Origin of the sequence: Cryobacterium sp. TMT3-29-2 (assembly GCF_004564305.1) — a bacterium.
GTDB classification, from domain to species: domain Bacteria; phylum Actinomycetota; class Actinomycetes; order Actinomycetales; family Microbacteriaceae; genus Cryobacterium; species Cryobacterium sinapicolor.
Genome location: NZ_SOGK01000005.1, coordinates 1 through 13,137 on the forward strand (window position 1 = coordinate 1; position 13,137 = coordinate 13,137).

Below are 13,137 nucleotides of genomic sequence, written 5' to 3' on the forward strand. Positions count from 1 at the left end.
ACAACATCGCGGCGGAACTCGGGCGGGTAGGGCTTGGGCATGATGACATCTTTCCAGCGAAGACGAATCTCCACAGGTCAGGAGTCAACCAAACCGGGGGCAGTCCCGGGTGACGTGCATTACTCCTACGTGTCCGAGGTGGAGAGGACCTCCGGGAGCCGCATCATCCAGGCGGTCTGTTCACCGATCCGCAACCCGCTGCCCATCCTGCTGCGCTCCTTCTCCGCCGTGCTCTCCTACGGGGTGTCCACGCGTCTGAGCGCGCTGCTGTCCCGGTCGGCGGGGGTTGCTCCGCCACCGTTCCGCTGGTCGGGCGTCACCGGTCCCTGGTTCGACAACTGTCTGGCGACTCTCGCCGACACCCCCGAGGGGCTGAGGCTCTCCTGGGCCTCCGGAGTCGTTGACGGCGGTGACCCGTTGCATCCGACGTTCACGGAACGCGCGGCGATCACGGTGGCCCCGCGGATCAGCGGATCAGAGGGTCCGTCGAAGGCCGGGCCCCCTGCTCCGCTGTTCTCCTGAGGGCTGCCGACGGTCTCCGCGATCAGTCGGTCGAGGGTGAACCTCAGAGCTCCCGGCCCGGATCATCCTGGAACGCTGATCGACTGGGTGCCGCACCGCCGTTGCGGCTAGATGGTGGCCGCCACGAACGCCCGGGAGAACGACCACTGCGGGTTGCTCACCCCGGAGCACATGTACGCGGGGATTCCGCCGGTGCACGGCTGGTCCCGGGTCATTTCCCACCAGCCGAGGTAGTTCAGTGCGTTCGCCTTGGCGAAGGTGCCGACCTTGGTCGCGTCGGTGAGCGAGAAGACCTCTCCCGTGTCATTCAGCCCGATCATCGGCGTGATGCCGATCATGGACAGACGTTGGGCATTGGTCAGGCCGGCGTAGGCCGGGATCGCCGCCATCTGCTTCGCAGTCGAGGTTGCCGCGGAGATCGCCGCCGTGCCCATGTCGACCGTGCCGTCGCCGTAGTCCATGGCCATCACGTTGACGGCCGAGAGCGTCACCCCGCCGGCAGCGAACTCCGTGAGCGTGCGCTGGCCGCTCGGGACCAGGCCGTAGGGCATCACGGGGAGAGTCAGGGATACCTGCAGGGGGCGGCCCGCTGCGGCGCGCTGCTTCTGGAGTGCGACGATCGCGACCACGCGACGCGCGTTGGCGGACGGGTCGGAGACGTCGGAACCCTCGATGTCGAAGTCGATCCGGTCCACGTTGTAGCGGTTGACGACCTTCGTGTAGGCGGCGAGCAGGGCTGCGGGGTCGGTGCAGACCCGGGCGAGCTCGTTGTTGACGGCCCCGCCGAACGAGACGATGAACTTCCCGCCGCCGTTCTGGAACGTCGAGATGGACCCGGCGAAGTCCTGGGTTCCACCCACTGTGTACGCGGTGTAACCGGCCCAGGTCGGGCTGCAGTTGCTGGCGCGGTCGGCCACGATGAACGCACCGGTGACGGCCGTGACTCCGGTCGCCGCGGCGAATGCGGAGAGGTCAGCACTCGGCCACAGACCCATGTCCACATAGGGGGCGACAAGGAGGCTGCCTGCCGGTGTGGGTGTGGGTGTGGGTGTGGGTGTGGGTGTGGGTGTGGGGGTCGCGGTCGGAGTCGGCGTGGCCGTCGCAGTCGGAGTGGGAGTGGGAGTGGGAGTGGGAGTGGGAGTGGGAGTGGGAGTGGGAGTGGGAGTGGCCGTCGGTGTCGGTGTCGGTGTCGGTGTCGGTGTGGGGGCCGGAGTCGTCGACCCCGCGCCAGTCACGGAACACGGAATCGACGCGGCCCCGGCCGGAAGGCCGATCACCGTGCAGGCGGTGGGGAACAGCGGCGAGGTGCCCACCTTGAATGAGGTCAGGCCGAATGAGGTTGCTGCTCCGGGGGCGAGTGCGGGAGCCCAGCTCGGCGCCTTCACGGAGAACCCGCCGGTGGCCGGCTGCAGAATCCCGTTCCACAGGGTGTTCACCCTGTTGCCGTAGCTGAAGGAGATCTGCCACGGCTTCAGGGCAGTTGTGGACGAGTTGCGAACCCCGACCTCCGACTGGAAACCGGTCGTCCAGACGTTCGTGTTCTTCCACGTGACGTCGACGCCGGCCGTTGCCGCCGTTGCGGGCAGGGAGCTGACCGCCCCCAGGCCGAGGATGAGGAGAACAGAAGCGCCGAACGCGATCGTCCGGGGTCGCAGCCGCCGGGAGGTGGAATTTTTCACTCGGTGTCCTCGCGTGTTTTGTGAATGCCGTTGAGCGGCCGGGCAGTCAGACGTCAGCGGAAGCTGAGCTGTGGTGAGTACTATCGGCCGTGACGGATCCCCGGTTAGGGGCTGCGACACCGTTTTCACCAACGACGAAGTAGGGTCTGAAGGCATGACACCGGATGCCCTCGCCGACTTCTGCCTGAGTCTCCCGCAAGCGATCGAGACGTTCCCCTTCGGCGAGGAGACGAGCGTGTTCAAGACCAGCGGCAACGGCAAGATCTTCGCCCTCAGCGCCCTCGCCGGCGAACCTTTCACGGTCTCGCTCAAGTGCGACCCGGACGAAAGCCGTGCCCTGCGGGAGGAGTTCCCGCAGCAGATCACACCGGGCTACCACCTCAACAAGAAGCACTGGATCACGATCATGCTGGACGAGCACCTCGACGATGCCCTGGTCGAGCAACTGCTGCGGGACAGCCATGCCCTGGTGCGACCGAAGACGCCTAGAGCGCGAGAAGCTGGGGTCCACCCGGTGAACCCACGCTGAGGCCGGCCCAGGACACGAGGGTCCAGCCTCCGCCGGGGGAACCGGACAACTCCACCATCCCCGTGTTCTCGAGGTCGGTCGTGCCAGCGAACATGGGCGATACATTGACGGCGCGGGCCGCGGTCCACACGCGGATCGCAGCACCGTGGCTGAACACGGCCGCCGTGTCGGCGCCGGCAGCGGCAGAAGCGATATCGGCGTCGAACCGGGTGAAGAAGCTGTTCCCGTCGAGGCCTTCGGGCATTCTGGCCGTGAGGTCGCCGGTGCCCCAGGCCAGAACGGTCTCAAAGTAGGAGTGAACGGATGCCCGGTCGCTGCGGCCCTCGAGTGCCCCTGCTTCGATCTCGTGCAGCCCGGTGGCCACCTGCACGTCCAATCCCCGGTCGACCGCCAGCGGCTCGGCCGTGAGCTGGGTGCGCACGAGCGTCGACGCGTAAATGGCGTCGATGGACTCGCGGCGCAGGGCATCCGGAATCACTGAGGCCTGCCGGGATCCGAGCTCGGTCAGGCCGGGACCCGGGTGAGCGGTGTCGAGCTGGCCGAGCACATTGGCGGGCGTCTGGCCGTGACGGATCAGGAAGAGTCGCATGGTCCCCCCAGCATAGGCATCGGGGCCGGTGAGAGCCCGCAGAGGGCCAGGTCCTCCCAGCCGAGGGTGACAGCATGGAGGAAGCAGACAGCGCATCCACGATATGGAGAAACCCCATGACGATCATCAAAATCAACGCCATCACCGTGCCCGGCGACAACGGCGACGAGCTGGCCCGCCGGTTCGCCGCCCGCGCCGGTGCGGTCGACGGCCGACCGGGTTTCGAGGGTTTCGAACTGCTCAAGCCGACGGATGACCGCAGCACCTGGCTGGTCGTCACCCGCTGGGCCGACGAGGAGTCGTTCCAGGCGTGGCTGACCTCACCCTCCTTCGCCCAGGGTCACCGTGGCGACGCCCCCACCGAGGGTGACGCGCCGGCCCGGCCGGTGGGCCTCAGCAGCGAACTGTGGTCCTACGAGATCGCGGGCGGCTCGCAGGCCTGAGCACGACCGAACGCCTCCCGCAGGCCCGGTGCGTAACACTTCGAATGCGCCGAGACCTGCCGGTTGAGCTGGGCCGATGAGCCAACCCCGTGCGAACGACGCCCTGCACTCCGACGCCGTGCGACCGGACCGCCGCGCGCAGAGGGGCAGACCGGAAGCGCAGCACTAGCGTCCGGGGGTGGGCGTCTCGGCGCCGGTCGTGAAGACGAGTCCGACGGACTGGCCCGGCTCCAGCTCGACGGTGCCGAAGCCCTCCTGGGCGTACTCCCACTCCGCGGTGCCCTCGGTGGTCACGCCGGCGGTCTCCAGGACCGTGCTCGCCGCGATCGTTTCCGCGGTGCCGGAATCGGCGCCGGTGTCGACGCAGTCCGTGATCTCGGGGGCGTCGAGCGCTCCGAAGTCGACGATGACGCTCACGCCGGCACAGGTCCCGTCGGCCGGAGCGGCCGGGAGCGGCCGGAGCGGTGGGGGAGGTGGACGCGGAGGGGGTGGTGTCGGTCTCGGGAACGCCGGTGGCGCATCCGCCCAGTGCCAGCGCTCCCACCAGGGTCAGGGTGGCCAGTGCTGTCAGCCTCATGCGCTCCAGAATGCCGAGCGGCCGACGAGGCCTGGCTTCTGTTACGCGCCGTGCCGGGGGCACCGGGTGTTCACCGGGCCGACATCGCCCGGAAACCGGTCGACCTCCGCGCGTCGATTCCGCCTCCTAGGGTCGTTGTCGTTGTCTCCCAACCTCATGAAGGAGTATCGCCTTGCGCAAGAAGATCGCTGTCTTTGCCCTCACCGCCACCGCCACGGCCACCGCAGTCGTCGGCATCGCCCCCGCCGCGCTGGCCGCGACGGGCCCGTTCGATTTCGTGCCTCTCGCCGGTTCCGCCTACGAGCAGGGCAGCACCGACTGGACCCAGCCGTACGTGGTCCCCGAGGGCTTCACCCAGACCCTCGTGCACGACGAGACCGTGCTCGACGTCTATCCCGGTGTCGACGACCTGCACGACATGAACACCCAGAACGAGACCGGCGTCCAGGCCGGCCGCTACCTCTACAACACCTACGAGGTCGGCTCGAACGGTGCCGTCTCCGTGACCGACCTGAAGACCGGCGCGGTCAGCGTCATCGCGCAGCGCCCGGACTGGAACCGTCTTGACGGCATCCGCTGGACCCCGTGGGGCAGCCTGCTGGTCACGGAGGAGACAGCCGGCGGCAAGGTCTTCGAATTGTTCTTAGCGAAGAACGACCCGACCTCGGTGGAGCGCATCGAGGAACGCACCGAGCTCGGAGCACTCCGCCACGAGGGAATCGACGTCGCGTCCGACGGCTCCGTCATCGTCATCGACGAACTCAACGGCGGCTCGATCTTCAAGTTCGTGCCGACCGTTCGCGGCGACCTCTCCGCGGGCCGGCTGCACGCCCTGAGGATCACCGGGCTGACGGATGCCGCGCAGAAGTGGAACCCGGCCACCTTCACCGAGAAGGTGGGCGCCTTCGAATGGGTGGCCCTCGACCAGGCACAGGTGCGGGTTGACGCGGATGTCGCGGCCAACAACGTCAGCGCCACTGAGTTCGGTCGCCCGGAAGACGTCGAGATCATCGGCCAGACCCTCTACGTGGCCAATACCTCGGAGGAGAGGGTGGTCGCGATCGACCTCTCGAAGCTCACCGTCAGCAGCTTCGTCGAGGCGGGTGTCAACGTGCCGATCGAAGACAAGGCCGCCGGGGTCAGCGGGTTCAACAACCCGGACAACCTCGCAGAGGGCCCCGACGGCGCCCTCTGGATCACGGAGGACAACAGTTTCAGCGACATCTTCCGGGCCGGTAAGGACCGGGACCACGACGGAGCCTCGGACAACGTCGAGCTCTTCGCGTCCCTGACGGACGAGGGCGCCGAGACCACCGGGATCTACTTCGGCAAGAACCCGAAGGAGCTGTTCGCATCGGTGCAGCACCCCGACAAGGACCTCGCCGACGGTATCTGGAAGATCACCCGCGACTAGTTCGACCCTCGGAGGCAGGCTACTGCAGGGCCGAGGTCAGCCGGGCAAGACCGTCGAGGGCGGTCTTGCTGCGGGGCTCCTTGTTCCAATCCGCCAGCGTCAACTCTCGGCTGACCTCCCGGTAGCCTGCCTCCACTTCCCGCATTCGGTCGACGAACGTGCGTCCGCGCACCATCAGGGAGACCTCGTAGTTGAGGACGAATGAGCGGATGTCCATATTGCTGGACCCGATCACGGCCACGTCCTCGTCGATTGAGAAGTGCTTGGCGTGCAGGATGTACGGTGCCGGATAGAGCCAGATCCGCACTCCCGCCTGCAGAAGTGCCCCGTAGTACGAGCGCTGGGCGTGGTACACCGACGCCTGGTCGCCGATCTCGGACACGAAGAGCTGCACGTCGAGACCCCGCTGGCGCCCCGATGTGATGGCGTACATCATCGCCTCGTCCGGCACGAAGTACGGGCTGGTGATGATGATGCGCTCCTGCGCGGAGTACAGCAGCGCGAGGAAGAGCCGCAGGTTGTTCTCACCCTCGAAGCCCGGGCCGCTGGGCACGACCTGGCAGTCCAGCGCATCCGTCGACCTGTCCCGCCGGACCTCGTCGGCAGGCACTCGTTCGTTCAGGATTTCGTCGGTTTCGCTGTACCAGTCCGAGAGGAAGATCGCGTTGATCCCGCTGACCGCCGGCCCGGTCACCCGGGTCACCAGCTCCTGCCAGGCCAGCCCGCGCCTGACGTTCTTCTCCGCGCGGTAGCTGCGGTCGATCAGGTTCTGCGACCCCATGTACGCCACCCGGCCGTCGACGACGACGATCTTGCGATGGTTGCGCAGATCGGGGCGCTGATACTTGCCCGTGAACGGCTGCACGGGCAACATGAAGCTCCACTTTGCGCCGATCCGGTCGAGTTCGGCGAATGTCTCCTTGTGGCCGACGGTGCGAATGGATGCGATGTGGTCGAGCAGGACCCGCACCCGCACCCCCCGCTTCACGGCCGCTTCCATGGCCGCGAAGAAGTGCTTCGTGGTGTTGTCGAACGAGACGATGTAGAACTCCACGTGCACGAACTCCGTTGCCGTGTGGATATCGGCGGCCATCGCCTCGATGGAGGCGTTGTAGTCCCCGATCAGGGTCGCGTTGTTGCCGCCCGCGATGGGAACCGCGCCCAGGTGGCGGTTGAGCTCGACCACCGAGGCGAACCACGGCGGCCAGGAGTTCCGGTCGGAGACCAGGTCCGTGTCCGTGGCTGCTTCGGAGATCATCCGGTTGATCTCCCTCTGCTTCTCCCGACGGGCCCGGGGCAGCTTCGGGCTGCCCAGCAGCAGGAAGAAGAAGATCCCCACGAAGGGGATGAAGAAGATGGCCAACAGCCAGGCCATGGCGGCCGTCGGCTTGCGATCGCGGGGGATGATGATCAGCGCCGTGATCCGGATGACCAGGTCGATCAGCACCAGGCCCCACCCGACCAGGATGGTTGTCTCTTGTGGGTCCATTGTCTGCACTCTCCCCATGCCGCGTCGTCAAGAAGCTGGCATGAATGTAGCGCGGGTGAGGCGGTGAGGTGCGGGAATCCTCAGTTCTGGGACAGCCCTCGGGTTCCCGGAAGTTCCTCGCTCGACACCGAGCTGAGCAGCAGGCTCGTCTCGTCCCTCCACCTCGATCAGGGTGATCGCCCGAATGGAGTTCGGGTCGCGGTCCTCCCGGATCCGCACGCAGAAGCCCACGACGGTGCCCGAATCGATCAGCCGCTTGAGCCGGCTGGTGATCGTGGACCGCGTGACTCCGAGGTCGTGGGTGAGGCTGGCCACCGGCTCGCGGCCGTTCACGCGGAGGGCGGACAGTAGGCGGCGGTCGAGTTCATCGAGGGGATACATTACTCACAGTGTGAATGCGAGGTGAGCATTATGCGCGAACCTTTGCGCAGATTGCGGCGATAAACGAATAGCGGCTGCACATCGCCCATGCCTAGGGTTGAAGATCTGATCGAGGGGAGACGCACGTGGTGCGCTTTGTAGACGTAGGAAACATCAATCGCTGGGCCGCCGAGACGGGTGTCGAACGCATCCTTACCGACATGGTCGAGTACCTCGAACGGGACTTCCGCCGCTGGCCCACCTTCGACAAGGCGCCGCGGGTGGCCAGCCACTCACCGCTCGGTGTGATCGAGCTCATGCCCACGAGCGACGGCGTCACCTACGGCTTCAAGTACGTCAACGGACATCCGTCGAACCCGTCGCGAGGCCTGCAGACCGTGACCGCGTTCGGCGTGCTCGCCGACGTTCAGAGCGGCTACCCCACGTTCTGGTCCGAGATGACCGTGCTCACGGCCTTCCGCACCGCCGCGACCTCGGCCATGGTCGCCCGGGCGCTGGCCCGCCCCGACGCCCACACCATGGCCATGATCGGCACGGGAACCCAGTCCGAGTTCCAGGCGCTTGCCTTCCGCGGGCTCCTCGGCATCAACCGGCTGCGCGTCTGGGACACCGATCCGGACGCCATCGCCAAGTTCGTGCGCAACCTGGCCCCACTCGGTTTCGAGATCGTCGTGGCCACCGGGGCGACGGATGTCGTCACCGGCGCCGACATCATCACCACCTGCACCGCTGACAAGGCGAATGCCACCGTGCTGACCGACGCCATGGTCGCCCCCGGCGTGCACATCAACGCCATCGGCGGCGATTGCCCCGGCAAGACCGAACTCGACATGGGCATCCTGCACCGCGCCGACGTCTTCGTGGAATTCACCGCGCAGACCCGGATCGAAGGTGAAATCCAGCAGATGCACCCCGAATTCCCGGTCACCGAGATCTGGCAGGTGCTCGTGGGCGAGGCGACCGGCCGCACCTCGGCCGAGCAGATCACGGTCTTCGACTCCGTGGGCTTCGCCATCGAGGACTTCTCGGCGCTCCGCTTCCTGCAGGACGCCGTCGACCAGACCTCGTTCTACACCGACATCGACCTCGTCGCCGACCCCGATGACCCGAAGGACCTCTTCGGTCTGGTCACCGCGGGCGCGCCCGTTCTCGTCTGACCCTGGTGACCGTGCAGGCCCCGTCGGCCGTGGTGCTCATCCGGCCGCACTTCTTCTCGCCGAACCCGGAGACGGCCCACGACAACGCGTTCCAGTCGCGCGATGCCGGGCACGACGCCGCCCTGGTGGCCGAGGCCGCCTACGCCGAGGTCACTGCGGTGGCCGGCGCCCTGGAGGCGCACGGCATAGCGGTGCACCTGTTCGACGACGACGGACCGGGCCGGCCCGACAGCGTGTTCCCCAACAACTGGATCTCCACCCACGCCGGGGGCCACGTGGCGCTCTATCCGATGCACGCACCGAACCGGCGCACCGAGCGCCGCGGCGACATCGTCGAGATGCTCAAGCAGCGCTACCGCGTGCAGGACGTCGTCGACTACTCCGGGCTCGAACTCGACGACGTCTTCCTCGAGGGAACCGGCGCGATGGTGCTCGACCATGCGGCGCGCATCGCCTATGTGGCACGGTCGAGGCGCGCCGACCCGATCGCGCTGGAACGGTTCTGCACCAACTTCGGCTACGAGCCCATCGTCTTCGACGCCTCAGACGAGAACGGCACCCCGATCTACCACACCAACGTCATGATGTGCATCGCCACGGACTTCGCCTTGGTCGGGTTGGACCTGATCGAGTCGGCCGCCCGGCGCCGCCACGTCGTGGAGCGCCTGGCTACACAGGATCGACAGGTTCTGGACCTGGACCGCGACCAGATCCGCAACTATGCCGGCAACGCCATCGAACTGCACGGCCGGAACGGACGGGTGCTTGCGCTCTCGCGTCGCGCCCTCGCCAGCCTGTCTGCCCAGCAGCGCCGGGTCATCGAGCAGAGCTGCACGATCCTGCCGCTCGACGTGCCCACGATCGAGCTTGCCGGTGGCTCAGTGCGCTGCATGCTCGCCGGGGTCCACCTCGACCGCCGGGCCGTGCTCGCTAGTCCCGCTGCTGTGGCCGCCTGAGAGAGCAGTCGTGGGACGCGAGATGCGTCCGTCCGGATGGATGCTCCGAGTTTCAGCTCGGCGGTTACGCCCGACTAGCCAATCCATCGGATGCACCTTCGGGAGGATCTTCGCGACCGCGAGTGCGGCGAACATGACCGTATTGATCGCGACGAATGCCGCAAGGATGGCGAATTCGTCCGACTGCAGCACCGAGGAAGGCAGGAGAAGTCCGGTCGGAACCAGGTGGTTCATGATGGATCAGGCCGCTCTCTGCAGATCGTCGTTGGGCGAGGAGCGGATTATGTCGCCCCATTGAGCCTGCCGGCCCAGGGTGATGTCGACGATCCCCTTGACGTAGACGAGGTCGAGGAAGACATCGAAGAGCAGTTCGGGGATGAGCGAAAACGCCAGCAGGCGTGCCCGTGTCCCGCCTGTCCAGACCGACACGACACGTTCAGCGATGAAAACGATGCCGAGGCCCAACCAGAACGGAAACCAGACCCAGGAATCGATTGCCAGGAGCGTGACGAGCACGAGCAACAGGAACGCGCTGAGCGCGATGACGCTGTAGCCCAGGCCCAGCTGCTGGGCCCAGTAGCGAAAGGTCGACGGTGAGACGCCGTAGGCGCCGATGTTCTCCAGCGCACCCCGCTGCCAACGCAGACGTTGCACCCACAGAGCGCGCAGAGTCGGCATTACCTCGGTGACGACCGTGCATTCCGAGGGAGAGATGATGAGGGCGCCGAGCGATTTCAGGGCGATGGTGAGCTCGTTGTCTTCCGTGAGAGCAGCCGTGTCATAGACGTCCCCGCTGGTGCCCGGGATCGTGTCGCCGCGGCTGTCTGCCACCGTGCGCAAGGCGACTGGTCGGAACAGTGAAGCGGTGCCGGTGAGTACGAACACGTGGCCCCGGCGCCGCCGGATGTCACGGGAGTAGCGAATGTACTCATTGCGCTGGAACTGGCCCAACACTCCGGCACCTTCCTCGCCGTAGAACAACCCGCCGACTGCCATCAGCGCTCGATCGCTGGTGAATCTGTGGACGGCGGCGGCCAGGAACCCGTCGTCGAGGGTTGTGTCGGCATCCAGCACCATGACGAGGTCGTTGTCGCCCTGGCCGGGGAGCAGTATCTTCAAGATCTGATTGAGCGCCCCGGCTTTCTTGAACCTGTTTTCGTGAGACTCGAAGACCTCCACCCCCAGGGACCGGGCGATGTCCACGGTTCCATCGGTACAGTTATCGGCCACGACCACGACGCGTTCCGGGCGGTGAGATTGGGCGAGCAGCGATGTCAGGGTCGCAGAGATCGATGCCTCTTCGTTGTACGCCGGCACCAGCACGGTCACGGTCACCGGGCCGGCAAAGACACCGCGCGTTTTCGCCATCACGATTCCGGCCGAGAGGGGAGTCGTGCGCGGGTTCAAGGACCGACGGGCCTTACTCGACGTTCTTCGTTCGAGCAGTGTAATTCCTGCGGCGAAAAGGAAGGCCAGAGCGACGGCACCGAGAATAATTCGCGGTGTCGGCGCGGCCAAGTCGTAGAGCACGCTCCAGAGGCCGAGGAGGAGTCCCTGCGACGGCGTGTCTCCGGCAGCCGGTTCTCCGACCGCAACGACGAACAACAGGAGGGCGGCTGCGCCCCCAGCGAGAAGCGCTATGACGACTCCGACGCCGCGATCGAATGTTTTTGCACCCACGAGCGCACATTATCAGAGCAGTGGCACCTCGGCCGTCGTGCCGTTGCCGCTCCCGCTCCCGCCGCGAAAGAATTCGATCGCCGCCTCCCGGAAAGCGCGGGACGTCGGCGCGTTGAAGTGATTGCGCCCGGGGATCTCGAAGAATCCCCCGTACGGAGTGGCCGCGGCGAGTGTCTTCGAGGCCTCGAGGATGCTGTCCTTACTCCCGGTGGCGAAGAGCACGGGCTGTGCCGGCGCGTTCTCGGCACCGGGCTGGGGACCGCCGCGCATGCCCTCGACGAGGGCCACGAGGGCCTTGAGATCGTTGCCGGGGAGCGCGCGGGCCATGGTCAGGTAGGCGCCGGTGAGGCGGTCGTCGACCTCGGTGCCGTGCTCGAGGTGAGCGCGGGCATCCGTGACCTTGAAGCGTTTGAGAGGGTCGCCGTCGGGGATACCGCCGAGCACCGCCCGCGAGATGCGGCCCTCCAATTCGCGGGCGGCCTGCCAGCCCACGCGGGCGCCGAGGGAGTAGCCCGCGTAGCAGACCTCGTCGAGCAGGTAGGCGTCGAGCACCTGCAGCACGTCGTCGACGAGTGCCTCCATCGTGTAGACGGCGGGGGAGCTGGGCTTGTCGCTGAGCCCGTGCCCACGCTGGTCGATGGCGATCACGTGGAAGCCGGCGCGGATGAGATCGCGCGTCCAGCCGGTGACGTGCCAGTTGGCGACGGCGCTGGAGGCGAAGCCGTGCACCGCGAGCACGGTCGGAGCGCTCGAATCTCCGAATTCGTAGGTGGCCAGGTTGACCCCGTCGGTCGAATAGACGAAACGGTGCGGGGGTGCGGTGCGTTGTGACATCACGGACCATTGCACCACGAACACCGGGAATCAGATCCACGAGATCGTGATTTGGACAATCCCGCCACAGTTTGTTGCCAGCACTTTGCCAGCCATAAATGAGGATTTATCCAGAATGCAGGGGCATTCTGGCAACTTCGCCCGGTCGGGACCCCGACCGTGGAACGTCGAACAAGAATCGTGAGCGCAGCCGCACGAGCGATTCGCCCTGTGAAGGTATGACCAACTTAAACTCGTCCTCTCCTCTGTCCGACGTCTTTTCCAGTTCACACTCTGATTCACAAACCACGCCCAGCGGTGCGGCAACCGCGCTCGGCACCGACATCGGTTACACCCGCCATCAGGAAACGCGTCGTCGGCGCGGCCGCAGCCGCCTTTTCGTGGCCGGCTCCGTCATCGCCGTCGGCGCCGTCGTGGTGAGCGGGTTCTCCGCCCAATCCGCCTCGCAATCCGCCGCGGCCGAAGAAAAAGAGCGCCTCGCCGTCACCGCTGTGCTGGCGAGAGCCACCGGCCCACACCCCGAGCAGGCAGGCAGCCTGGCCGGAGTGGTCCCGGCCCATGCCTCCGCGAGCGCTCGGACCACCCTGGCCGGCGCCAACGGTGTCATCATGGCGGCCCAGGGGAAGACGGATGCGACGGGGCTCTCGAGCACCGTCGCTTCGCTCAGCGAATACAGGCGTTTGACCCCCGAGCGGGTCTTCGATCTCGTGGAGCAAGTCAACGCCGAAGCCGAGGTGGTGAAGGCGTCGACCGCCGAGGCCGACCGCATCGCCGCGGAGCAGGCTGCTGCCGCTGCCGCTGCCGCTGCCGCTGCCGCTGCCGCTGCCGCTGCCGCTGCCGCTGCAGTCCAGGCTGCCGCGGAGGCCCAGGCGGCGGCCGATGCCGCG

General features: G+C 66.7%; 14 protein-coding genes. 7 read left to right on the forward strand and 7 right to left on the reverse strand.

The genetic code is table 11. The features are described from left to right. The first annotated feature begins 39 nt into the window (after positions 1-39). Positions 40-522: a hypothetical protein gene (locus tag E3O67_RS00305; protein ID WP_135101344.1), complete on the forward strand. Its 483-nt coding sequence runs from the start codon at positions 40-42 to the stop codon at positions 520-522. A gap of 107 nt (positions 523-629) precedes the next feature. On the opposite strand, the gene E3O67_RS00310 is transcribed toward E3O67_RS00305, so the two are convergent. Next, on the reverse strand, positions 630-2,201 hold the full coding sequence (locus tag E3O67_RS00310) for a cellulose binding domain-containing protein (RefSeq protein ID WP_167726387.1): 1,572 nt from the start codon (positions 2,199-2,201) through the stop codon (positions 630-632). A gap of 154 nt (positions 2,202-2,355) precedes the next feature. Here E3O67_RS00310 and E3O67_RS00315 point away from each other — a divergent pair, with 154 nt between their 5' ends. Next, positions 2,356-2,730, forward strand: coding sequence for an MmcQ/YjbR family DNA-binding protein (locus E3O67_RS00315; RefSeq protein WP_135101348.1), 375 nt, complete (start codon positions 2,356-2,358; stop codon positions 2,728-2,730). On the opposite strand, the gene E3O67_RS00320 is transcribed toward E3O67_RS00315, so the two are convergent. Further along, positions 2,687-3,319, reverse strand: coding sequence for a histidine phosphatase family protein (locus tag E3O67_RS00320; protein WP_134430032.1), 633 nt, complete (start codon positions 3,317-3,319; stop codon positions 2,687-2,689). The genes E3O67_RS00315 and E3O67_RS00320 overlap by 44 nt on opposite strands. A gap of 116 nt (positions 3,320-3,435) precedes the next feature. Here E3O67_RS00320 and E3O67_RS00325 point away from each other — a divergent pair, with 116 nt between their 5' ends. Further along, entirely contained in the window at positions 3,436-3,762 is a 327-nt protein-coding gene (locus E3O67_RS00325) for an antibiotic biosynthesis monooxygenase (RefSeq protein ID WP_134430035.1), read from the forward strand. A gap of 165 nt (positions 3,763-3,927) precedes the next feature. Here E3O67_RS00325 and E3O67_RS00330 read toward each other — a convergent pair whose 3' ends face one another. Further along, positions 3,928-4,179 (reverse strand): hypothetical protein, encoded by a 252-nt coding sequence (locus E3O67_RS00330; protein WP_135101350.1) that lies wholly within the window; start codon positions 4,177-4,179, stop codon positions 3,928-3,930. A gap of 332 nt (positions 4,180-4,511) precedes the next feature. Between E3O67_RS00330 and E3O67_RS00335 the strand changes: the two genes are divergently transcribed. Then, positions 4,512-5,753 carry an alkaline phosphatase PhoX gene (locus E3O67_RS00335; protein ID WP_135101352.1) on the forward strand — a complete coding sequence of 414 codons (1,242 nt, stop codon included), beginning with the start codon at positions 4,512-4,514 and terminating at the stop codon, positions 5,751-5,753. 19 nt (positions 5,754-5,772) lie between these two features. Here the strand turns inward: E3O67_RS00335 and cls are convergent, their stop codons facing one another. Continuing rightward, positions 5,773-7,242, reverse strand: coding sequence for a cardiolipin synthase (cls, locus tag E3O67_RS00340; RefSeq protein WP_135101354.1), 1,470 nt, complete (start codon positions 7,240-7,242; stop codon positions 5,773-5,775). 27 nt (positions 7,243-7,269) lie between these two features. Beyond that, entirely contained in the window at positions 7,270-7,623 is a 354-nt protein-coding gene (locus tag E3O67_RS00345; RefSeq protein WP_135101355.1) for an Lrp/AsnC family transcriptional regulator, read from the reverse strand. 125 nt (positions 7,624-7,748) lie between these two features. On the opposite strand from E3O67_RS00345, the gene E3O67_RS00350 reads away from it, so the two are divergent. Together E3O67_RS00350 and ctlX are read left to right on the forward strand one after the other, a co-directional pair. Further along, complete coding sequence (locus E3O67_RS00350) at positions 7,749-8,780, forward strand: ornithine cyclodeaminase (RefSeq protein WP_134430048.1); 1,032 nt, start codon at positions 7,749-7,751, stop codon at positions 8,778-8,780. Positions 8,781-8,785: 5 nt separating this feature from the next. Further along, the gene (gene ctlX / locus E3O67_RS00355; RefSeq protein WP_198417180.1) at positions 8,786-9,736 is read left to right on the forward strand and encodes a citrulline utilization hydrolase CtlX; all 951 of its coding nucleotides are present in this window, start codon (positions 8,786-8,788) and stop codon (positions 9,734-9,736) included. 240 nt (positions 9,737-9,976) lie between these two features. Here the strand turns inward: ctlX and E3O67_RS00365 are convergent, their stop codons facing one another. Continuing rightward, complete coding sequence (locus E3O67_RS00365; RefSeq protein WP_135101357.1) at positions 9,977-11,416, reverse strand: glycosyltransferase family 2 protein; 1,440 nt, start codon at positions 11,414-11,416, stop codon at positions 9,977-9,979. Between the two features lie 12 nt (positions 11,417-11,428). Beyond that, the gene (locus E3O67_RS00370) at positions 11,429-12,250 is read right to left on the reverse strand and encodes an alpha/beta fold hydrolase (protein ID WP_135101359.1); all 822 of its coding nucleotides are present in this window, start codon (positions 12,248-12,250) and stop codon (positions 11,429-11,431) included. A gap of 218 nt (positions 12,251-12,468) precedes the next feature. Between E3O67_RS00370 and E3O67_RS17100 the strand changes: the two genes are divergently transcribed. After that, positions 12,469-13,137, forward strand: a 669-nt coding sequence (locus tag E3O67_RS17100) for a hypothetical protein (protein WP_194092283.1), incomplete at its 3' end; no start/stop codon positions are given.